At 71.4% G+C, this 20,724-nt stretch carries 23 protein-coding genes and 1 riboswitch; of the genes, 13 read left to right on the top strand and 10 right to left on the bottom strand.

Going from position 1 to position 20,724, the window contains the following annotated elements:
• Nucleotides 1-12: 12 nt before the first annotated feature.
• Entirely contained in the window at nucleotides 13-702 is a 690-nt protein-coding gene (locus EDD30_RS24435) for a hypothetical protein (protein WP_211277746.1), read from the bottom strand.
• 305 nt (nucleotides 703-1,007) lie between these two features.
• On the opposite strand from EDD30_RS24435, the gene EDD30_RS38420 reads away from it, so the two are divergent.
• The 7 genes from EDD30_RS38420 (at nucleotide 1,008) to EDD30_RS24465 (ending at nucleotide 8,211) form a co-directional block, all read left to right on the top strand.
• The gene (locus EDD30_RS38420; RefSeq protein WP_143162635.1) at nucleotides 1,008-1,175 is read left to right on the top strand and encodes a DUF4352 domain-containing protein; all 168 of its coding nucleotides are present in this window, start codon (nucleotides 1,008-1,010) and stop codon (nucleotides 1,173-1,175) included.
• Nucleotides 1,176-1,184: 9 nt separating this feature from the next.
• On the top strand, nucleotides 1,185-1,853 hold the full coding sequence (locus EDD30_RS24440) for an SIMPL domain-containing protein (RefSeq protein WP_071804784.1): 669 nt from the start codon (nucleotides 1,185-1,187) through the stop codon (nucleotides 1,851-1,853).
• A 68-nt stretch (nucleotides 1,854-1,921) separates the two neighbouring features.
• Nucleotides 1,922-3,241 carry a hypothetical protein gene (locus EDD30_RS24445; protein WP_071804785.1) on the top strand — a complete coding sequence of 440 codons (1,320 nt, stop codon included), beginning with the start codon at nucleotides 1,922-1,924 and terminating at the stop codon, nucleotides 3,239-3,241.
• A 46-nt stretch (nucleotides 3,242-3,287) separates the two neighbouring features.
• A complete protein-coding gene (locus tag EDD30_RS24450) occupies nucleotides 3,288-4,469 on the top strand; it encodes a sensor histidine kinase (protein WP_170208286.1) in 1,182 nt (393 codons plus the stop codon).
• Nucleotides 4,466-4,903 carry a response regulator gene (locus tag EDD30_RS24455; protein WP_071804787.1) on the top strand — a complete coding sequence of 146 codons (438 nt, stop codon included), beginning with the start codon at nucleotides 4,466-4,468 and terminating at the stop codon, nucleotides 4,901-4,903. Before EDD30_RS24450 ends, EDD30_RS24455 begins: the two co-directional genes overlap by 4 nt.
• A gap of 7 nt (nucleotides 4,904-4,910) precedes the next feature.
• On the top strand, nucleotides 4,911-6,839 hold the full coding sequence (locus EDD30_RS24460) for a hybrid sensor histidine kinase/response regulator (protein WP_071804788.1): 1,929 nt from the start codon (nucleotides 4,911-4,913) through the stop codon (nucleotides 6,837-6,839).
• A gap of 61 nt (nucleotides 6,840-6,900) precedes the next feature.
• Nucleotides 6,901-8,211, top strand: a complete 1,311-nt coding sequence (locus EDD30_RS24465) for a DUF4407 domain-containing protein (protein ID WP_071804794.1) — start codon at nucleotides 6,901-6,903, stop codon at nucleotides 8,209-8,211.
• Between the two features lie 248 nt (nucleotides 8,212-8,459).
• Here EDD30_RS24465 and EDD30_RS24470 read toward each other — a convergent pair whose 3' ends face one another.
• Both EDD30_RS24470 and EDD30_RS24475 read right to left on the bottom strand, forming a co-directional pair.
• Nucleotides 8,460-8,762: a hypothetical protein gene (locus EDD30_RS24470; RefSeq protein ID WP_123678490.1), complete on the bottom strand. Its 303-nt coding sequence runs from the start codon at nucleotides 8,760-8,762 to the stop codon at nucleotides 8,460-8,462.
• A 167-nt stretch (nucleotides 8,763-8,929) separates the two neighbouring features.
• Nucleotides 8,930-9,310, bottom strand: a complete 381-nt coding sequence (locus EDD30_RS24475) for a helix-turn-helix domain-containing protein (protein WP_244945386.1) — start codon at nucleotides 9,308-9,310, stop codon at nucleotides 8,930-8,932.
• Nucleotides 9,311-9,485: 175 nt separating this feature from the next.
• Between EDD30_RS24475 and EDD30_RS24480 the strand changes: the two genes are divergently transcribed.
• The 6 genes from EDD30_RS24480 to EDD30_RS24505 all read left to right on the top strand — a co-directional run bounded on the left by EDD30_RS24480 (nucleotide 9,486) and on the right by EDD30_RS24505 (nucleotide 15,545).
• Nucleotides 9,486-10,070, top strand: coding sequence for a hypothetical protein (locus tag EDD30_RS24480; RefSeq protein WP_071810311.1), 585 nt, complete (start codon nucleotides 9,486-9,488; stop codon nucleotides 10,068-10,070).
• Between the two features lie 253 nt (nucleotides 10,071-10,323).
• Entirely contained in the window at nucleotides 10,324-12,195 is a 1,872-nt protein-coding gene (locus EDD30_RS24485) for a S8 family serine peptidase (protein ID WP_071810312.1), read from the top strand.
• A 196-nt stretch (nucleotides 12,196-12,391) separates the two neighbouring features.
• Nucleotides 12,392-12,961 carry a hypothetical protein gene (locus tag EDD30_RS24490; protein WP_071810313.1) on the top strand — a complete coding sequence of 190 codons (570 nt, stop codon included), beginning with the start codon at nucleotides 12,392-12,394 and terminating at the stop codon, nucleotides 12,959-12,961.
• 2 nt (nucleotides 12,962-12,963) lie between these two features.
• The gene (locus tag EDD30_RS24495) at nucleotides 12,964-13,569 is read left to right on the top strand and encodes a S26 family signal peptidase (RefSeq protein WP_143163085.1); all 606 of its coding nucleotides are present in this window, start codon (nucleotides 12,964-12,966) and stop codon (nucleotides 13,567-13,569) included.
• A 39-nt stretch (nucleotides 13,570-13,608) separates the two neighbouring features.
• Nucleotides 13,609-13,702: riboswitch (glycine riboswitch) on the top strand.
• Nucleotides 13,703-13,826: 124 nt separating this feature from the next.
• On the top strand, nucleotides 13,827-15,137 hold the full coding sequence (locus tag EDD30_RS24500; RefSeq protein ID WP_071810315.1) for an L-serine ammonia-lyase: 1,311 nt from the start codon (nucleotides 13,827-13,829) through the stop codon (nucleotides 15,135-15,137).
• 48 nt (nucleotides 15,138-15,185) lie between these two features.
• On the top strand, nucleotides 15,186-15,545 hold the full coding sequence (locus tag EDD30_RS24505) for a hypothetical protein (protein WP_071810316.1): 360 nt from the start codon (nucleotides 15,186-15,188) through the stop codon (nucleotides 15,543-15,545).
• Between the two features lie 13 nt (nucleotides 15,546-15,558).
• Here EDD30_RS24505 and EDD30_RS24510 read toward each other — a convergent pair whose 3' ends face one another.
• The 7 genes from EDD30_RS24510 to EDD30_RS24540 all read right to left on the bottom strand — a co-directional run bounded on the left by EDD30_RS24510 (nucleotide 15,559) and on the right by EDD30_RS24540 (nucleotide 20,719).
• A complete protein-coding gene (locus EDD30_RS24510) occupies nucleotides 15,559-16,173 on the bottom strand; it encodes a hypothetical protein (protein ID WP_244945387.1) in 615 nt (204 codons plus the stop codon).
• 501 nt (nucleotides 16,174-16,674) lie between these two features.
• Nucleotides 16,675-16,977, bottom strand: coding sequence for a hypothetical protein (locus EDD30_RS24515; RefSeq protein ID WP_123678491.1), 303 nt, complete (start codon nucleotides 16,975-16,977; stop codon nucleotides 16,675-16,677).
• A 28-nt stretch (nucleotides 16,978-17,005) separates the two neighbouring features.
• On the bottom strand, nucleotides 17,006-17,359 hold the full coding sequence (locus EDD30_RS24520) for a hypothetical protein (protein ID WP_071808275.1): 354 nt from the start codon (nucleotides 17,357-17,359) through the stop codon (nucleotides 17,006-17,008).
• Between the two features lie 91 nt (nucleotides 17,360-17,450).
• Nucleotides 17,451-18,395, bottom strand: coding sequence for a hypothetical protein (locus tag EDD30_RS24525; RefSeq protein ID WP_211353757.1), 945 nt, complete (start codon nucleotides 18,393-18,395; stop codon nucleotides 17,451-17,453).
• A gap of 8 nt (nucleotides 18,396-18,403) precedes the next feature.
• Nucleotides 18,404-18,604, bottom strand: a complete 201-nt coding sequence (locus tag EDD30_RS24530) for a hypothetical protein (RefSeq protein ID WP_071807216.1) — start codon at nucleotides 18,602-18,604, stop codon at nucleotides 18,404-18,406.
• Nucleotides 18,605-19,228: 624 nt separating this feature from the next.
• Nucleotides 19,229-19,471: a hypothetical protein gene (locus tag EDD30_RS24535; protein WP_071807215.1), complete on the bottom strand. Its 243-nt coding sequence runs from the start codon at nucleotides 19,469-19,471 to the stop codon at nucleotides 19,229-19,231.
• A gap of 39 nt (nucleotides 19,472-19,510) precedes the next feature.
• The gene (locus tag EDD30_RS24540; protein ID WP_123678493.1) at nucleotides 19,511-20,719 is read right to left on the bottom strand and encodes a glycosyltransferase family 4 protein; all 1,209 of its coding nucleotides are present in this window, start codon (nucleotides 20,717-20,719) and stop codon (nucleotides 19,511-19,513) included.
• Between the last annotated feature and the right edge of the window lie 5 nt (nucleotides 20,720-20,724).

Consider the following 20,724-nt stretch of genomic DNA (forward strand, 5'->3'; position numbering starts at 1 on the left):
CCGAACGGCGGGCTACTCGTCGTCTTCCTGTGAGTCGTCCTCGACGGATTCGTCGGAACCCTCGGGGTCCGCGTCCTCCAGCTCGTCGCCGACCACCGGTGCGTCGACCCAGAGGGCGCGGAGCTGGTTCTGCATGAACGCCGTCAGCCGTGCCCGGTACTCCCGGTCGAAGTGCTCCAGCGACTCGATCTGCCGCTGCAACGCCTCCCGCTTGGCGCCGAGGCTGCCGACCGTGTCCTCGTACCGCTGGTGCGCCTGGAGCTTGAGCTGATCCGCCTGCTCTTCGGCCTTCTTGGCGACGGCCTGCGCCTGTGCCCGCGCCTCCGAGACGATCTGGTCCGCGCTACGCCGCGCCTCCTCGGCCTGGGCGCGCGTCTCGCGGGCCGCCTTCTCGGCGGTCGCCCTCGCCTCGGCCAGGACCTTGTCGGCCTCCCGCCGGATGTTCTGCGAGTGGGCCTCCGCATCCGCCGCGATCTTGTCGGCCGCCGCCTGGGCGTCCGTACGGATCTTCTCCGCCTGGCGGTTGGCGATGGCGATGTGTTCCTCGGCCGTCCGCTGGGCCAGCGTGAGCACCTGGAGGGCCTGGTTCGGATGCATGGTGCCCGGCACGATCAACGGATGCTCCGAGGTCGCGGTGTCCGGAGAGGATCCGGCGAGGACGGCCTTGATGCGGTCCTTGATCTGGTGCTCGGTCACGGTCACGGCGATCTCCCCTGGGGTCGTGGGCGGACTTCTCGTCGCAGGACTGATAACGGGTGAGGGCCACCCTTCGGCGCGGCAGTGAGACATGACTCGCCGTGTCGGGTTCTCGCTCCGCCGGGCCGCGATGGCCGGTGAGCCGACCGGATGGCGGAGGTTGGCTGTTCGGGCCACTTCCCGGACGCTCGGGCGCCGGTTTCTCAGGGAGCGTGGCCGGGTCCTCGGGTGGTTGATCCGGCCACGCTGCACGTCCGGACCGGTGCCATGGGAGAGCCCATGCCGAACCTCCGGCGCCTTGCCCGGTCGCCGTGGCCGTGGGCGGCCGGTCCCCGGGCATCCTCGAGCGCATCGACGCGGGTGCGCGGGTGCGCGGCACGCTGGTGTTCGATATCCCGCGCCGCACGCGGCTGACGTCGATCGTGCTGCGGGACTCGGCCCGTACCCGGGGAGTGCGCATTTCGCTCGTGCGGGCGTAGGTTTCTCGGATGGCTGAGCAACCCATGATCGTGGTCCGCGGCGAGGCCGTCCGCGAGGTGCCACCGGAGATCGCGCAGTTCTCCGTCACCGTGTCCGCGCGCGACAAGGATCGGCAGGTCGCCCTCTCCCGGCTGGCCGAGCGGGCCGCCGCCCTGCGTGCCACGCTCGACGGCTACGCCGACGCGATCGAGCGGCGCGACACCGGCGGGATCCAGGTGCGTCCCGAGCTCAAGCGCGGCGGCGAGCGCGTCTCGGCGTACGTGGGCAGCGTCAGCACCACGGTCACGGTGACCGACTTCGGCACGCTCGGCGAGATGCTGCTGCGGCTGGCCGACGCCGAGCAGACGGCCATCTCCGGTCCCTGGTGGCACTTGCGCTCCGGCAGCCGGGCGGGCGCCGACGTACGGCGGGAGGCGATCGCCGACGCGCTGGGCCGCGCCCGGGAATACGCGCAAGCCGTCGGCGCGGAGGTGGACCGGCTGATCGAGATCTCCGACGAGGGCGCCGGCGGTGGCGGTGGCGGCGGCATGATGCGCGCGGCCGCCTTCGGTCTGGAATCCGCCGAGCTGGAGCTCGAAGTCGATCCTCAGCCGCAGACCGTGCACGCCGCAGTGGTGGTACGGGTGTCTATTACTGAGCCTTCGGCTTTGTCGGAAATGTGTGACAAAAAGATATAAGGGAACTCTTCAGATCGGGCTCTCCACGCCGATGGGTGTATTTCCCGGTCCTGAAGGGTGTGAGTGCGATGGCTTTGCCGCAGCTCGGCGCCTGGGTGTTGGAAGAGCTGCCGAAGCTCAACCTGGCAATCCTGCGCGACGTCCTGGCCCCGCGGGCGCTGACCGAGGCGCTGGACGAGATGGTCCTGCCCGAGCTGCCCCTCCCCGAGCGATTGTCCGCGGCGGAGGCGCAGCAACTGGTGGTCAACCTCGGCTTCGTGGGTGCCTCCGTGGCGAGGCACTACCAGGAGCGCACGCCCGGCGGTAAGGAAACGCCGGAGCGGGCGTTCGAGGGGCTCGAGGCCGGTGCCGAGCGGATTCCCTTTCAGCGGTACTTCGCCGGACTCGCCGACCGGACGGGCACCGGTCACGACCATCGCGACAGCTATGCCTCGCTGGTGCGGTGGAACGTGGGCACGGTCGAGGTCCGCCTGGGCGAACGGACCGTGGCGGTGCTGCCGGGGGTGTTCGACGACGGTCGTACGCGGACGTACACCGGCACCAGCGGTGAGGAGAACTTCTTCGCGCTGGTCAAGAAGGGCGAGGCGGTCGAGCGCGCGGTGAACGACCTGCTCGAGCCGCTGACCGGCCCGGAGACCCGGTGGGACTGCCCGGAGACGGCGTCGCGGGTGCGTACCGCGACGGTGCTGGTGGACGCCCTGCGCCAGCTCTTCCTGGAGTTCGCGGCGCTGCCGCCGGAGCACAGCATGCCTCCCGAGCACTTCATGGACGTGTTCCGCCAGTTCGCCGTGCACTGGACGCCGGGCGACATCCCGCCGAGCGGTGCCCTGGACATCGAGGGACTCAAGCGCGACTTCCTGCTCGGCATCGCGATCCCCGACTACGACAAGCACGTGCGCCGGTTGTTCCCGGGACTGCTGACCGAGGAACGGCAGGCGCTGGAGAACCTGATGGCGCGGCCCACCCTGCCCCGGCGGATGGCCGCCGACCTCGGCATCGACCTCGACCGGCTGCCGGCCGCCGGCCTCGGCGAGCTCCGGGGACTGATCGGCCACCACCACCCGGTGCTGAACGACTGGTACGACCTGCTGACCGCGCACGCCCGCGCCGCCGGTTCGCATCTCATGCTGAGCAAGAAGTTCCTGTTCAAGCCGCAGCGCAAGCGCGACGCCGAGGGTCTCGGCGACCGGCCCCTGGTGTCGAACCGGTCCGGCACGACCGGCATGACCGAGACCTACCTGGAGCGGCTGACCCGGGCCCGCCGTCAGCACGTGCTGGCGGAGCTGCGCCCGGCCCTCGATCCGGAAGTCCGGGAAGGCGCGCCGATAAGTGCGGTACGGTCGGGTTTGATGGAGATTGCACCGGTCGAGGTGCGGTTGGTGTCCTAGGGACAGCCGCGCCCGCCGCGGGCTAGGCGGTAGCCGGGAGCGGATGGTGGGCACGAAGGTGAACGGCAACCCGGCGGCCGAAGTGCGGCCACCGGCGCAGGTCGGCCACGAGCAGTTGATGGCGCTGCTCGACCACACGTCGGCCGTTATCTACATGCGTGACGCCGACGGCCGTTACATGCTGGTCAACCGCGAGTACGAGCGGCTGTTCCAGTTGCGCCGGGAGAACATCGTGGGCCTGACCGACCACGACCTGTTTCCCAAGGACACGGCCGACGCCTTCCGCGCCAACGACTTGCAGGCCTTCGCCCGGGGCGTACCCGTGCAGATGGAGGAGGAAGTCCCCGGCGACGGCGAGGTACGCACCTACATCACCGTCAAGTTCCCGCTCATCGACGCGACCGGGCACCCGTACGCCGTGTGCGGCATCTCCACCGACATCACCGACCGCAAGCGTGCCGAGGAACAGGTACGCCAGCTCAACGCGAACCTGGAACTGCGCGTCCGCGAGCGCACCGCCGAACTCGAAGCGTCCACCCGTGAGCTCGACGCGTTCGCCTACTCGGTCTCCCACGACCTGCGCGCGCCGCTGCGCAGCCTGGAGGGCTTCAGCCAGGTCCTGCAGGAGGACTACGCCGACGTCCTGGACGAGCAGGGACAGCAGTACCTGCGCCGGATCCAGGCCAACGTCGGCCGCATGGCGCAGATGATCGACGACCTGCTGGGCCTGTCCCGCGCGACCCGCACCGAGCTGCACCGTGAGCACACCGACCTCTCGGCGCTGGCCCGCGAGGTGATCGCCGAGCTACGCAACGCCGACCCCGGCCGTGAGGTGGAGGTCGGCGTGGCCGAGGGGCTGGTGGCACAGGCGGACCCGCACCTCATCCGCCTGGTGCTGCAGAACCTGCTGGGCAACGCCTGGAAGTTCACCGCGAACCGGGCCGACGCCACCATCACGATGGACTCCGCGCCCTGCCACGGCATCGAGGTGTTCGCCGTGACCGACAACGGGGCGGGCTTCGACATGCGCTATTCGCACAAGCTCTTCGACCCGTTCCAGCGGCTGCACTCGGCCGCCGAGTACGAGGGCACCGGCATCGGTCTGGCGATCGTGCAGCGGATCATCACCCGGCACGGCGGGCAGATCGTCGCCGACAGCTCGCCCGGCAACGGCGCGACGTTCCGGTTCAGTCTCACCCCCGCACCCGGCGACTGGGAGATCCGATGACCGACGGACCCATCCTGCTGGTCGAGGACAACCCCGACGACGTGATGTTCACGGTGCGCGCGTTCGCCAAGAACCACATCAAGAACGAGGTCATCGTCGCGAGCGACGGCGAGGAGGCGCTGCGGCTGCTGCTGCCCGAGGACGGCAGCCCGCCGCTGAAACCGGCGCTGATCCTGCTCGACGTCAACCTGCCGAAGGTCAACGGGCTGGAGGTGCTGCGCCACATCCGCGACGACGAACGCACCATGGGCCTGCCCGTCGTGGTGCTGACCACCTCCAACGAGGAACGCGACATCGTGCAGAGCTACCGACTCGGCGCGAACAGTTATGTCCGCAAGCCGGTGGTCTTCGACGAGTTCCTGGCCGCGGCCAAGGTGCTGGGCGTGTACTGGCTGCTCGTCAACGAACCGCTCCCGCCCGGGCTGGGCCGGTGAGGACGGCGTGGACCCGTGTCACCTGCTCGTCATCGACGACAACGACGACGACGCCTTCCTGATCGCGCGGCACCTCGTCCGCGCCGGGCTGACGGTCGAGCACACCCGCGTGGACACGGCCGCGGACGTGTCGGCGGCCCTGCGCGAGCGATCGCCCGACGTGGTCATCTGCGACTACAACATGCCGGCGCTGCGGGCCGAGGAAGCCCTCGAGCAGATCCGCCGGCAGGACCCGGACATCCCGTTCATCCTCGTCTCCGGCGAGGTCGGCGAGGAGACCGCGGCGGCGGTGATGCGCGCCGGCGCGCAGGACTTCGTGCTCAAGAGCAAGCTGGCCCGCCTGGCGCCCGCCGTGCAGCGCGAGCTCCGCGAGGCCGCGGAGCGCCGGCAGCGCCGCCGGGCCGAGTCGGCCCTGCGCGACAGCGAGGAACGCTTCCGGCTGCTCGCCGAGCACGCCCAGGACATCATCTTCCGGTACCGCCTGCTCCCGGAGCCCGCCGTCGAATACCTGAGCCCGGCCATCGCCTCGATCATCGGGCGGGCGCCCGACGACTTCTACGGCGACCCGGACCTCATCTTCCGCCTGGTCGAGCCGGAGGACCGGTCGGCCCTGGAGCGGTCCTGGCGGTCGCCGCGGCCGGGCACGGTCACCGTCCGGTGGCGCGGGCCCAGCGGCGAGACCGTCTGGACCGAACAGCGGGCGGTCGCGATCGCCGACGACGCCGGCCGGGTCGTCGCGGTCGAGGGCATTCTGCGCGACACCACGGAACAGGTGCTCGCCGAGCAGCAACGCGCCGAGTTGGAACGGCAGTTGCGCCAGGCCGAGCGCCTCGACTCCCTCGGCCAGCTCGCCGGCGGGGTCGCACACGACTTCAACAACCTGCTGGCGGTGATCTCGGGCTACGCGGCCATGATCGCCGAGGATCTTGCGCCGGACGATCCCGTCCAGTCCGACGTCAACGGCATCCAGCAGGCCGCCGCGCGGGGTACGGCCCTGATCCGCCAGTTGCTCATCTTCAGCCGCCTGGAGCCGTCCCAGCCGGAGGTCCTCGACCTCAACGCCGTCGTGCAGGAGATGCAGAAGCTGTTCGGCCGTACGCTCGGCGAGGACATCGAGATGACCACGATGCTGCAGCCCGGCCTGCCGCCGGTGACGATGGACCGCAGCAAGCTCGAACAGGTGCTGATGAACGCCGTCGTCAACGCGCGCGCCGCGATGCCCACGGGCGGCCGGCTGACCATCGCCACCGGCGACGCGGGCGACACCCCGGTCGGCGGAGGGTCGGCCGTGACGCTGACCATCACCGACACGGGCTGCGGAATGTCCCCGGAGGTCGCCGCGCGTGCCTTCGAGCCCTTCTTCACCACCAAGGGGCGCGGTCAGGGCACCGGTCTCGGCCTGGCCACCGCGTACGGGGCGGTGACCGAGGCGGCCGGCACCATCGAGCTGGAGTCCCGGCCGGGCCAGGGCACCACTTTGCGGGTCTGCCTGCCCGCGACCACCGCTCCCGCCTCCGGCGCCGCCGACGACGCCCCACCCCCGCCCTCCGGCGACACCGGCCAGATCGTGCTGGTCGTCGAGGACGAGGACGCCGTCCGCGACATCGTCTGCCGGATCCTGACAAAGGCCGGATACCGGATCCACCGAACCGCGACGCCGCACGAGGCGCTCAAGCTGTGCCTCGAGGACCGGGTAAAAATCGACGTCCTGCTCACCGATGTCATCATGCCCGGCATGTCGGGCACCCAGCTCGCGGCGGAATTGCGGCGCAACCGGCCGGACCTGCCGGTGCTCTTCATGTCCGGCTACACCAACGGCATTGCGCCCGGCGGGCAGGAGCTTCCGCCGGACGCCCCGCTGCTGCGCAAGCCGTTCGGTAAGGACATGCTCCTCGCCGAACTGCACCGGCTTCTCCGCCATGGCGCCGGCTCGTAGCGGTCCGGCCGATCCACCCGTTTCGACCGCGCGAGCCGCCGCGATCGGCGAGACTCGCACCATGCGTCGATTGTTGCTCCGGATCGCCAACGTGAACCCGGAGAGCGTGACCACGCACTCGGACCGCGTCCTCTACTGCTCCATCGGCGTCTTCATCGTGCTCTATTTCGGGTACGCGACGGTGGGCGGCGCCGCTTTCGTCGATGCCAGCGCCAACTACACCAACCCCTGGTATCAGTGGCTGGTCGGCCCGCTGGTGGCGACGGGCGTGGTCGCGTACGACCGGGCGGTGGTCGGCCGGGTGGCGATCAACTTCGAGAACCTGGACTCGCCCGACCCTAACGAGCTGCTGCGCAAGCCCACGCTGGGCCTCTACTTCGGCCGGGTCTGCCTCGCCCTGCTCTTCGCGGTGATCATCACCGAGCCGCTGATGCTGGAGCGCTACAAGGGCGAGATCGACGCCCACCTCAACGACGTGCACAACGCGGAGATCAGCGAGATCGAGAAGGGCGGGGCGATCGCCGCGTACGATGCCCGCCTGGCGGAGCTCAAGAAGGTGACCGCCGCCGAGAACAAGGCGGTGCAGGCGCTGAACACGCGGGCGGCCGAGAAGCGCCGCGATGCCCGCCAGCTCTACGCCCAGGCGGTGGCCGACTCCGAAGGCGAGGGTGCGTCCCGCAAGGCCGGCTGCCCGCCCGGTGGCTTCTGCGACACGCTGGTCAAGCGGTCGCGGGGCCTCGACGCCGAGGCGGCCCAGCTCGACGCGCAGGCCGCGCGGCTGCAGGAGAGCCAGAAGGCGGCCCGGGAGTCGCGCGCCGCCGAGGAGACGGACCTGACCAACAAGATCAAGGCGCAGCGGACGAAGAACGCCGAGGCGATCGCGGCCGACGCCGGCTTCGGCGCCCGCACCAAGGCCATGTGGTTCCTGGTGAGCACCGACTTCTGGGGCATCGGCCTCTTCTACGTCGGCATCGCGCTCCTGCTGGTCGCGCTGGACTGCGCCGCGGTGGGACTCAAGATCGTCTCCCACGGCAACGCGTACGAGCGCACCGAGGCGCGGCTGGCCCGCGGCCGCGAGCACGAGGCGGCGATCGGCTACGAGCAGGGCCTGAAGGACGCCCGCCGGTATGCCGAGGCGGCCTCCCGGGTGATGGCGGAGAGCATAGGCAAGGCCTCGCACGACGAGGAGCTGGCCGACATGGCGATGGAACGGGCCCGGGCACACCTGTACGACAGCGTGGCGGGCATGCCGATCCCGCCGGTGTCGTCCGTGCCGCTGATCGACCATCACCCGGCGCCGAGCCCACCGCACGGCCCGCCTCCGACGCTCCACGATGTGGACAGCATTGATGTGGACAGCATCAGGGCGTAGTGCAAATTGCAGGAGGGGGGCTACGATTTCACTCCGGTACACCGCCAGCCCACGCTCTGTTTTCGGCGGTGGCGCCGGGTTCGAGGAGCGGCGGAGGCGGCGAGCGATCGCCGTCGCCGCCGTGGCCCGTCCAGGCGGCGGCTGGAGATTTGCGGCGCTGCCGGAGATTGCCACGGCCGCGGGGCTGCAGCGGCTGGAGATTGCAGCGGCCGGAGGGCGGCGGCGGGAAGGCGCGGCGGGCGCCGCGGTCACCGCGGCGGGGTCGGCCCGCCGGTGGCGCTGGTCCGGGGCCGGGGTTCGCAGCCCACGACGCGGATCGCCCGATGCGGGACCGGCCGCATCACCGGCGCCGCAAGCCGCGCGGCGTAGCGCGCGCGGGTCGACGAGGTTCCCAGCGCGAGCCGGAGCTGTTCGAACTCGTCGCTGGACAGGATGACGCTCGCCATGTCCAGCGCCTCCCGCCGGGATCTGCACCGCGGAAGAGCCACGACGACTCCGTGCGGCGTCTTCACACGGACCGCGATCGGCAGTTCGGTCATGCAGACGCGCATGGTTCCTCCTGGGATTCGCTGATTGCGGCGGTCGCGATCGAGGCGCGGTGCGGCCACGGCTACTGAATGTGTATCCGCCCACACTCTATGAAGCATTCGGCATGATCGATGCGTGCAGCGCAGATTTCTTGCGATCCGAAAACGGGACGAAACGGCCGCGGCCCGGATCACGCCGATCGATCGGCGCTCAGCAGGGACTGGACCAGCGCGAGGACGTGCCGCCGGTCGTCGGGGCTGAGCCGGGACAGTGCCGCGACCAGGATGGTGATCTCGGGGTCGGTGACCGGCTCCTGCCAGGTGGCGAGCCCGGCGGCCGATGCGGCCGCGGCGCGGACGGCGTCGAGGGGCACGGCGAGTCCCTCGGCCAGTCCCTCCAGGGTTGCGGGATGCGGCGGGCGCCGCAGATGCTCGGCCGTGGCGAGGTGGTGGACGGTGGAACGCGGGATGCCGCCACGCCGCGCGACGTCGGCATACGACCAGCCCTGCTCCGCCATCCGGTCCCGGATGAGCTGCTGGAGAGGGTTCATCGGCATCCCGGTCGTCGTCATGTGTCGTTCGCTGTGGGTTGTCTCGGGTGCTCTAGTTCAGAGAAGTTCATAATTTACCGCGCAAATATATCGAACCAGTTCAACCCCTTGTCCGGCACCATCGTCGAGCGTAGCGTCCGATGTCGATGGACAACCTGTCCATCGAGGTTGGACGTTGGGAGGCACGATGTCAGCCATGACGTACGCACCCACCATGTCGGGGACGAGCCAGGGCCAGATGTTCGGCGGCTGGGGCGACAGCGCGTACGGTCCGCAGCAGCAGAGCGGCCAGACGATGGGTCAGCAGCCGCTGCAGCAGCACTTCGCGCAGCAGCAGCTCGCACTCCGCATCGCTCAGCAGCTCATCCGGCAGCAGGTCACCCAGGTGCTGGCGCAGCAGCCGGGAATCATCCAGCAGCTCGAGCACATGCAGCTCATCCAGGTGCAGACGCAGTCGCACCCGCTGGTGCAGGTCCTCGCCCAGCAGCCGCTCGTGCAGCAGATCGCGCAGCAGACCATCCAGCAGCTCACGCAGTCGGGCATGCTGCAGGTCGCGCACCAGGTGGCCCAGCAACTCGTGCAGCAGCAGCTGATCCAGCAGACGGTGCCGCAGCAGGGCTACGGGCAGCAGGGCATGGGCCAGCAGTTCGGCCAGCAGGGCTTCGGGACCCCGAGCTTCGGGCCGCAGCAGCAGTACGGCCAGCAGCAGTTCGGCCAGCCGCAGTTCGGCCAGCAGCAGAGCCCGTACGGGAGTTTCACTCCCGGGCAGTTCGGCCGCTGACCGGTCCGAGCCGGACAACCGCGATCGCCTACCTGCGCCGCCGGCGGCCACCGCCGCCGTGACGCGGTGGCAGGCCTCCCGATCGCCGCGCGGCCGGCGCGGCAGCCCTCGGCGGTGGCCGGACCCAGTCCGGTCGCCGCCGACGCACATGCGTTCCCGCGCCGATCCGGGACGATCCGGCGGCGCCATGTCATGCGTTCCCGCGCCGGTCCGGGACGATCCGGCGGCGTCACCTCAGTGGAAGGAGCACGCCATGCCCGAGCAGGGCCAGGCACCCGGCACCGGCCGGCCGAAGGGACGGCCCGACAAACCCACGGATCGGCCGGCCGAGCCCCGCGTCGCCGCCACCCGACCGGGTGGGACCGACGACACCCCGCGCGGGCAGGGGCCGCGCGACTCCGGCGACGAGACGGGCGGACGCCCCGAGTCCGTGCGACGCCGCCCCGAGCGGTATCTGGTCGCGCCGACCGGCTGGGCGACCATGCCGGGACTCCCCGGCACCGCCGACCCGGCCGCGGCCGGGCAACAGCTCATCGAGGCGCTGCAGCGCGACCCCGCCCTGCACGTGTTGCGGGTCATCCGCAGTGCCGCGAGCGAGTCGAGCCCCGGCGACCAGGCCCCCCTCGTCACCGGCATCCGGTTCCCGACGGTCGCCGTGGTCGAGGCCACCCCGGAGCAGGCGGCGATCCTGGCCGCGCGCCCCGAGTTCCACGTCGACATCGACCACCCGCTGCGGCACGGCGAGCAACTGCCAGTGCCCCCCACGGTCCCGGGCACGGGCACTCTGGACCAGTCGCTGTCGGTGCGGTTCCGCGTCCGCGACGAGCGCGACGAGCCGCTGCGCGACGCGGTGGTCTACGTGCACGGCGGCCTCTACCCCGTCGTGGGCCGCACCGACGCCGACGGCGCCGTCGAGCTGACCGTGCCGGCCGAGTCCCTCGAGGCCGTACGCGGCGTCTTCGTACGCCCGCGGTCCGACTGCTGGAGCACGATGCTGAAGTCGCCGTCCCTGTCGGCCACCGAGGCGAACCCCGTGGTCTGCCGGCGGCTCGACACCGCACCCCGCGAGCTCACCGCCGACGGCTGGGCCCGGCGCGCGATGAACTTCGACCGGCTCCCACCGACCTATCGCGGCCACGGCGTACGCATCGCGGTGATCGGTTCGGGCGTCGACGCCGGACGCCTCGGCGCCGCCGAGGGCGTCATGTCCGGGATCAACGTCGTGGGCCAGGATGAGAAGGCCTGGGACCAGGACGCGATCGGACGCGCCACGCACGCCGTCGCGCTGATCACCGGATCCGACGGTGACCAGGCCGGAGGCCTGGCCCCCGAGGCGGAGGTGCACGTCTGCCGGGTCCTGCCCGGCCGGCTCAGCGACCTCATCGAGGCGCTTGACTACTGCATCGCCCAGGAGGTCGACGTCATCGACCTCGGCGTCTACACCGAGGGCGCGGCCGGGCTGGTGGCGTACAAGCTGGAGGAGGCCCGGCAGGCCGGCATCCTCTGCGTGGCGGCGGCCGGTGACACCGGCGGACCGGTCACGTTCCCCGGCACGCTCGCCCCGATCTTCACCGTGGGGGCCGTCGGGCAGTTGGGCACGTACCCGCCGGAGAGCCACCATGCCACCCAGCAGAGCGGGATGCCGACCCGGGAGGGCTTCTTCGTCGCCCGGTCTAGCTGCACGGGCCGTGAGGTGGACGTGTGCGCGCCGGGCGTCGCGGTGATCTCCGCGGTCGGCCCCGAGGGCCGGGCGGCCTTCGACGGCACTCCGATCGCGGCGACCCACGTCGCCGCGCTGGCGGGGCTGGTCCTCGCCCACCACCCGGACTTCCGGTACGGCTTCGGCATGCGCGGACCGGCCCGGGTGCACCGCCTCACGCAGTTGATCAAGTCGAGCTGCCGGCCGCTGCCGGGTGCGGACCCGTACCGCTGCGGCGCCGGGCTTCCGGACGCGGCCGTCGCGGTCGGGCTGGTCCCGCAGTGGGCGCCGTACGGCATGTCGGAGGCCCCGGGCGTCCCGTTCGACGCAGCCGCCTCGGCAGCCACGGCATCCCCACCGGCCGCGATGACGCTCGTGGCGGCCATACGGGCGGCCGGCTACCTGCTGCCCGACCCCGATGAGTGACGGCTGACAGTGCGACCGGAGGCCGCCGGGTGGACGCGAGTCCGCCCGGCGGCCTCGCCGTCTCACCGCTCGCAGAAGTTCCTCCAGCCTTGCCGCGGATTTGACGGCGGCTTGAGTCCCGGTTGAGGGAGCGGGCCGAACTACTCCTCTGACAGCGAGAGATGGCCGGTGCGCCGGTCGGTGAGAGGAACACAAGATGCAGTTCCGCGGAACGAAGATGCTGGCGGTGGCGCTCACGGTGACCGGCGGAATCGCGATCAGCTCCGGCGTCATGTGGCAGGCCTCCAGCGCGGCTTTCACGGCGAACACCGGCAACAGCGCGAACACCTGGAATGCGGGTACGGTCGAACTCAGCGACGACGACAACGGCTCGGCGATGTTCTCGCCCACCAACCTGCGGCCCGGTTCGACCGGCGAGAAGTGCATCAACGTCTCGTACACCGGCAGCCTCGCGGCCACGGTGAAGCTGTACGGCACCGCCGTCTCCGGCGATCTCGCCCCGCACATCGACCTGGTGATCGAGGAGGGCAGCGGCGGCGGCTACGGCACCTGCACCGGCTTCACCCCGTCGGGCACCGCCTACACCGGCACGCTGGAAAACTTCGGCGCCACCAAGAACAACTTCGCGAACGGCGTCGGCACGTTCGCCCCGGCATCGGCCGACAACAAGACCTACCACATCACGTACACGTTGAACGCGTCCACGCCGGACATCAAGCAGGGTACCTCCGCGGCGGCGACCTTCACGTGGGAAGCGGCGAGCTGACCATGACCACCCTGTCCGCACCGGCCGGATGGGCCGGAACCCACCAGCCGGCCGGACGCCGCCGGTCGAGCGGACGCCGCACCGTCCCGCCGGGCCTGCCGTCGCTGCTGCTCCGGTTCGTCGCCATCGCCATCCTGGCGGCCGTGGGCGCGCTCGTGGCGTGGAGCTCGGTGCCGGCGATCTGGGGCTGGACCCCGGTCGCGGTCGTCAGCGAGTCGATGAGCCCGTCCCTGCACCGCGGTGACGTCGCCGTCACCTCGGCCCCGCCGGAGAACTGGACGCCGATCGTCGGCCAGGTCGTGGTCGTTCCCGACCCCCAGCACCCGGGCCAGACCCGCATCCACCGCATCTCCGGCATCGACGAGAACGGCCTGCTGATCACCCGCGGCGACGCCAACGGCAGCGACGACAGCTTCCGTACGGCACCCGACCAGGTCAAAGGCATCGGTCGCCTGCTGATCCCCGGGGTCGCCCTGGCGACGCTGGACATGCGGGAGGGCGACCCCGCGATGTTCGTGGCCCAGACGGTCGCCGTGCTCGGCGCGGTCGCCCTCGTTCTGCGACCGGCCCGCCGGGCGACGCCCGACGGACTTGACGGCTCGCGGTAAGGCTTCTACGGTCGGCCCACAACTGAAGATCGCGCTGCTCGAGCCCTGGCGGGAGAGCACCCGACCCGGTCGGGACGCCGAAGGAGCAACCCCTCCCCGAGAATCTCTCAGGCACAGATACCGCCAACGGCGAGGCGACTCTGGAAAGCCGGGACCACCCTAGGACCCGCACCCACGGTGCAAACCGCCTCGCGGCGGTGAAGCTCTCAGGTATAGATGACAGAGCGGGGAGGGTCATCTGCGACCAGGGAGCCTTCATGGCGGTCAGCGCCTTCGACCTCTATTCCATCGGGATCGGTCCGTCGTCCTCACACACGGTCGGCCCGATGCGGGCTGCGCGACTCTTCGCGGCCGCACACCCCGGCGCGTCCCTCGTGCGGGTCGAACTGTTCGGCTCGCTCACCGCGACCGGCCGCGGTCACGGCACCGACGGCGCGATCCTGTTGGGCCTCGAGGGTGAGGATCCCGCCGTCGTCGACCCCGACCGGGCCGCTGTGCGCGTCGAGGAGATCCGTACCGACGGCAAGCTGCTGCTCAACGGCGCCCGGCCGGTCTCCGTCGAGTTCGTCCGGCACCGGCGCAGCCTGCCCTACCACCCCAACGCCCTGCGGTTCAGCGCCGACGACGGCCCCGAGGTGACCTACTACTCGGTCGGCGGTGGGTTCGTGGTCGAGGAGGGGGCGAGCACCGATCCGGACGCGACCGTGCTGCCGCATCCCTTCGCCACCGGCGACGAGCTGCTGGAGATCTGCCGGCGGGAGGGCACCTCGGTCTCCGGCGTGATGCTCGCCAACGAGCGCGCCTGGCGCACCACCGACGAGATCCACGACGGCCTGCTGCACATCTGGGAGGTCATGCGCGGCTGCGTCGCGCGCGGCCTGCGGACGGACGGCGTCCTGCCGGGTGGCCTGCGGGTACGCCGGCGCGCCCCGGCCCTGCACGCCGAGCTGATCCGGCGCCAGGACTCCGACCCTCTGCACGTCATGGACTGGGTGAACCTCTTCGCCCTCGCCGTCAACGAGGAGAACGCGGCCGGCGGGCGGGTGGTCACCGCGCCGACCAACGGCGCGGCCGGCATCGTCCCGGCGGTGCTGCACTACTTCACCCGGTTCGTGGCCGGCGCCGACGACGAGGGTGTGGTCCGCTTCCTGCTCACCGCCGCCGCGATCGGCATCCTCATCAAGGGCAACGCGTCGCTCTCCGGGGCCGAGGTCGGCTGCCAGGGCGAGGTCGGCTCCGCCGCGGCGATGGCGGCCGGCGCGCTGTGCGAGGTGCTCGGCGGCACCCCGGAGCAGGTGGAGAACGCGGCCGAGATCGCTCTGGAGCACAACCTCGGGCTCACCTGCGACCCGGTCGGCGGGCTGGTGCAGATCCCGTGCATCGAGCGCAACGCGATCGCCAGCGTCAAGGCGATCAACGCGGCGCGGCTCGCCCTCAACGGCGACGGCGATCACCGGGTCAGCCTCGACACCGCGATCCGCACGATGCGCGACACCGGGCGCGACATGTCGAGCAAGTACAAGGAGACGTCCCGCGGCGGACTGGCGGTCACCGTCGTCGAGTGCTGATTCGTCGGATAGGGTGCAATTTGCACTCGCCGACCTGGAGCGGAGACGGTGAAGGTAGATCTGAAGGACCGCCGGATCGTCATCGGCGTCGCGGTGGCCGTCGTGGTTCTCGTCGGACTCGCCATCGGCCGCTCCGCTCAGGACGCGGGCCCGGGCCGGCTCGACGACGGCGCGGAGAGGGCCTGCACCGCCTTTGCCGCAGGCTACGCAGATGCCGGCACCAAGACGGCCCGCCTGTCCCTCGCCGACGAGGTCGGCAAGCGGGCGGCCGACAGCGGGAACGCGCGGATCGCGGAGCGGGCCACCGCGCTGGGCCGCAGCGCGAACGAGACCGCCACCGCGTGGAAGGCGGACGCCACCGCCTTCACCCAGGCCTGCCGGGACGCCGGTTGGAGCTCGACGGGCTGACCGGCGACCCCGGTCAGGGGCGGCGGGCCTCGCCGGTGATGCGGACCGGCACGGTGAAGACGGCGCCGCGGCAGGCCTCGTCGGCGTCGGCCGCCATCCGGAGCGCGCCGGGCACGGTGAAGACGGCCACGTCGTTGCGGGCGACCTCCCAGCGCACCGCCAGGTCCGGCCGCGCGATGCTGACGCCGTGCCGCTCGCAGCCGTTCTCGCGGTGTTCGTCGTCGGCGATGACGTTTCCGGTGCCCGCCGCGACCGAGGAGACCCGGATGGCGAAGTCGTTGTCGTTCAAGACCGTCACGGTCAGGTCGCCGGTGGAGCCGGGCGCCAGCGGCACGTCGAGGCTGGAGCGTCCCCTCAGTCCCATCTCCACCGAGGCACCCGCCCCGGTCGAGTCGCTTCCCGAGCCGGTGATCTTCCAGTACGCCCACATGGCCCCGGCGTTGACGATGACGGCCGCCACCGCGGCGGCCACCAGGATGCCCCGGGTCCGCGGGTCCAGTCCCCGCCGGCGCGGTATCGCCCGGAAGGCGGGCTCGTCGAGCTCGGGTTCGCTCGCGGCCGGGGGTGCGGTGGTGTCCTCCGCCCGGGTGTCCCCGGGCTTCTCGCTGCTCAGCACGGCTCGCCTCACGAGTCCACACCGGCCTCGGGGGCGGTGCTCACGGAGCGGGGCGTCGCGGTCGGGGCGAGCCGTCTGCGGGACGTACGCATACGGGGCTTCCTTCTGCGAGGTTGCGGGTGTTCCAGCCGGTCGCCTCGCGGCGTCCGGGACGCCGCGTGGTGACACCTACAGTGCCCGATTCGGGGGCTCGCCGAGATCGGCGTTCCGTCTCGCGTTGCCCGCGCATGACTCAGTCAGGACAGCCGGTACGGGCTAATTCCTCCGGGGGAGCGGCGGTCGTCGCGCCGATCTTCGCAAGGTGCGCCGCTATGCCCGGCGATGACGATTGACCAGCGGTTACATGGCTGTTAACACCAAGAATCGGGGCGGGCAAACGTGAGCCCCGGTGGCGAACGTGGCTCGTCTCGCGGCGACCCTCCCGCGACCGGGCCGGCCCGCTCAGCGGCTCCCGGAGCGACGTCGGCGCCGGCCCGCTCAGCGGCTCCCGGAGCGACGTCGGCGCCGGCCCGCTCAGCGGCTGCCGGAGCGGCGCCGGCGCCGGCCGCCCGGCAGAGGCGCCGGCTCGGTCTGGATACGGCGGCGCGCGTGGCCGACGACGTGCTGCCGGTCCAGGTCGCACCCGCCGGGGGTGTGCTGGCGCCTGCGGATGGCCAGGTCGAACATGGAGTTGGACGCTTGGTCGTAGCCGGTGCGGTAGTCCTCCTCCCGGTCCAGTCCCTGCTTGTACCACTGGTGGATGCGTCCGGTCGCGTACCTGCTGGCGACGACGAAGGCGAGCGCGAACAGCGCTTGGATGATGCTGTTGCCAGGCACTGTCGTGACTCTGCTTCCTTCCGTGGTGTCAGACCTGGTGGTGCAGCAGGCGGGCGGTCTCGCGGCGCTCGGCGTGGACGTCGGTGGCGGTGCGGGCGGGCAGGTGGTGCCGCGGGACGACGGCGCGGACCTGAGCGGGCGCTGGGCTCGCCGCTGCGGTCGGCGCGGCCGAGGCCGCGGCAGGCGCGGACCCCACCGGGTGGTTGCGGACGGCGAGTTGGAACAGCGTGCGCGACGCCTGGTTGCAGCCCTTCCGGTACGCCAGATCGCGGTTGAAGCCATGCCGGTACCACTGGTGCACCCGCCGGGCCACGTACGCGGTGAAGATGACCGTGGCAACCGAGAGGGCGAGCTGGAGGGCGATGGAACCGGCTGGTGTCATGTTTCAGATGTTATTAGTTGCTGCAGGGAAAGTAAGCCGTCTGTAACGGCAGTACGGGCATACGCCCAGGCGCCGCGAATTGACTGTTTGTTCACGGTGTTTCGCGTGACACGACCAGGCTTTTATGAACTTCGACGGACTTCTGGTCAGCCGTCTCCTCCTCGGCCACCGGCATCTCCGAAGGGGACGGCTGGTGATCCGTCGGCGGCTCCACCGGCGCCGCCGTCGTACCCTGCTCGGGCTCCGGCGGTGCCGGCGGCACGATCGCGGGGGCCGGCTCCGAATCCGTCGGCACCGGCACCGGCGCCGGAGTCGCCGGCCCGGCCACCGCCCCGGCGTCGTCGGCCGCACCGGCACCCGCCGGCGCGGCCGCGCCGGAACCGAGCGGGGGCGGCACCCGGCCATCCCCGGCACCCGGCAGGACGACCACGCCGTCGACCACCACCGGCGCGGGCTCGCCCGGAAGCGGGATCGGCGGGCTGTGCCGGCCGGCCGGTCCGGTCCAGAAAGCACCGTGGGCCGCCACGACGGAGTACGTCACGAGACAGCCGGCCCGCGGATGCTCGTCGACACAGCTATGGCGATCGACCGGTATGTCGCAGGCGAGCTGCGTGACCGGTCCGAGGTGGCGACTCACGAGATACCGCTGCACCGGCGTATCCGCGGCGATCTCGACCCGGTCCCACTCGATCCGTGGTCCCCGCACGAGCAGACCGTCCGCGGTGCTCCGCGGCTCGCCCCCGGGCAGCGTCGCGGCCGGCGCCTCCACGAGCGCCGCACCGGCGATCGGCAGCCGGTACCGCAGGAAGCGATACACAGCCCTGACTCCTGACATGCTCACGCCGACGTCGCAGGGCCGCGGGCGGACGCCGATGGAGTTCTTCGGCACCTTCCACGACACGGCCAGCACGTCGGCGCTGACGAGCACCCCGGTCTGCAGGCAACCGGCGTCGCGGTGCGCCGGGTCGGCCGTCACTCTCCCACCGCCGGGGCTGATGGAGGTGATCCGCACCGGGAAGTCGTTGCGGTTGGTCACCGTCACGGTCAGCCGGCCGACGCACCCGGATACAGCGGCTCGCTGGTGTCTGAGCGGCCCTGCAGTTCGAGCTCCACGGCGGAGCCGGCGACGTCGACGCCAGTGCCCGCTCCGCCGAGCCTCCAAGCGGCCCAGGCCGCGCCGGCCGCACCGAGCGCGACGACGGTGGTGACGACAACGGTGGTGGACCGCCTGTTGAACACACGCATGCGCGCTTGTCCTCGTGCGAACGGGAAGATGTGGCTCCGGCCGCCGGGACACGGCCGGAGCCACGGGGAATGAATTGCCGGGCGCCCTCCGGTGGAGGCGGAACGGGCGCGGCACAACATTCCCGGACGAAGGGCAGAAACGTGATCGGATGTCCGTGCGGCATTCCCGCCGGATGAAATCCCGCTTCTGCGCTCACCGGTTTGCCCCGTTCGAGGTACGGCGCCGCACGTGCGGCATCGGCCGTCGATGCGCGGCCGCCGGCGTTCCACACTGCACAATCCCGTCACCAGCGACGACATGCGGCTACCACCTTCCTCGGTCGATCTTCAAATCGGTGTCGATCACGCTCCGTCGCTGCCTGCCGGGTTCGTAGACGGCAGTCGCACGATGCCGGTCGACCGGCGGTGAATCGGCGGTGCATGATGTCTCCCGATCGCCCGGCGCGGCGTCTCCGTTGGGGAGACGCCGCCTCTTCGCAGGTAGGACGGCGTCTCGTAAAGAAAACGCTACGGAGACGCGGCCGGAGATCGGGCCTTCGTGCGGTGAATTCCGGGTTTTGATCATTACCCTGCGTCCGGTCGGATGAGCCCGGGAGAGTGATGCCGGGGACCCGGCCACGGCGCTCAGACGCCGACCGTGGCGGACCGACGGCCCTGGCGTGCGGACCATCGCTGCGAGATCTCGGCCAGGTCTCCCTGATACCGGTGCGAGCGGTGGATCAGGTCGCGCCGGGTGTCCGGGTGCAGCAGTCGCTCGATGACCGGCGCCGCGCCGGCGGCGGAGAAGGCGCCGTACTCACACCAGGCGTCCGGCTGGCCGACGCCGGCCATCACGCCTTCGGTCTTGCGCGTGAGATTGCCGCGCAATATCACGCCTTGCTCTCGCGCTTGGCTCAGGAGATCGGTTCAGCTCGGGCGCCCGGCGAGGCGCCGGGCTGTCGCCGTCCTTCCGGACGTGCGGCCCAGTAGCTCGTCGAGGAGCCGCACATAGGAAACGATCTGCCCGTCCAACGTGTGGCGTCGCTGGACATGCGCGATTCCCCCTGCACCCAGTCGGGTACGCAGCTCGCAGTCGGCAAGCAGGGCGCTGAGGTGCCGGCGCAGCGCCGCGACGTCGCCGGCGGGGGCGAGCAGGCCCGTCCCACCGTCCACAACGGCCTCCGGCACCCCGGCCACCCGGTATCCGACCACCGGGACTCCGCAGGCCTGCGCCTCGAGCATGCCCAGCGGCATCCCCTCCACCAACCCGGCGTGCACGAGCACGTCCGCGGCGCGGAAGATGTCCGCCACGTCGGACCGCCTGCCGGCGAAGGTGACCTGGGAGCCGAGCGTCTCCCGGGCGAGCTCGCGCATCTGCCGGGCGTACTCGGGGTAGCTCGAGGTGACCCCCACGATCGCCAGATGCCAGCCGGGCCGGCCACGATGCGGCGTCATCGCGGTGATGATGTCCTCGATGCGCTTGTCCGGGTCGATGCGCGTGACCGCCACGACGAGGACGTCGTCCGGTGCGGCTCCCAGGCCTGCGCGGACGCCGGCGTCGGCGGCACCGGGCCGGAAGATCGCGGTGTCGACACCGTTGGCGATGACCGTCACTCTCGACCGGGTGCGCAGCGACAGCCCCGCGGCGACGGCCCTGCTCACGGCGACGCTCGCGTCCGCCGTCCGCACCGCCGCGGCGCGCAGCACGGCTCCGAACCGGTGGGGCATCTCCTCGTGCAGGTGCAATACGGCGGGCCTGCCGGCGGCCCGAGCGGCCAGCGCCGCGTCGAGGTGGATCGCGTGCCCGTTGGCGTGCACCGCGTCGCAGCCCGACGAGGTGATCGCGTCCCGGATCAGGGCGCGGGTACGCCAGAGCTGCGCGCCCTCACGCAGCATCGCCCGCGCGCTGAGTCTGCCCCGGTGGCCGTCGCTGCGTACCGACCGGACGATCGGCAGCGGCAGCGCGATGTGCGGCAGTCCCGCGGCCTTCCACGCCTGCGCAAGGTCCAACTCCGGCGGCCCGGCCAGGGTCATCTCGACACCGTGGCGCGCCAGTCGGGGTGCCATCCGCAGCAGATAGGCCTGGGCACCCCATACACCCACCGCCTGGTCGAGCACCAACAGTCGCAGGGGCACCGTGA

This window comes from Couchioplanes caeruleus, from assembly GCF_003751945.1.
GTDB classification, from domain to species: Bacteria; Actinomycetota; Actinomycetes; order Mycobacteriales; family Micromonosporaceae; genus Actinoplanes; species Actinoplanes caeruleus.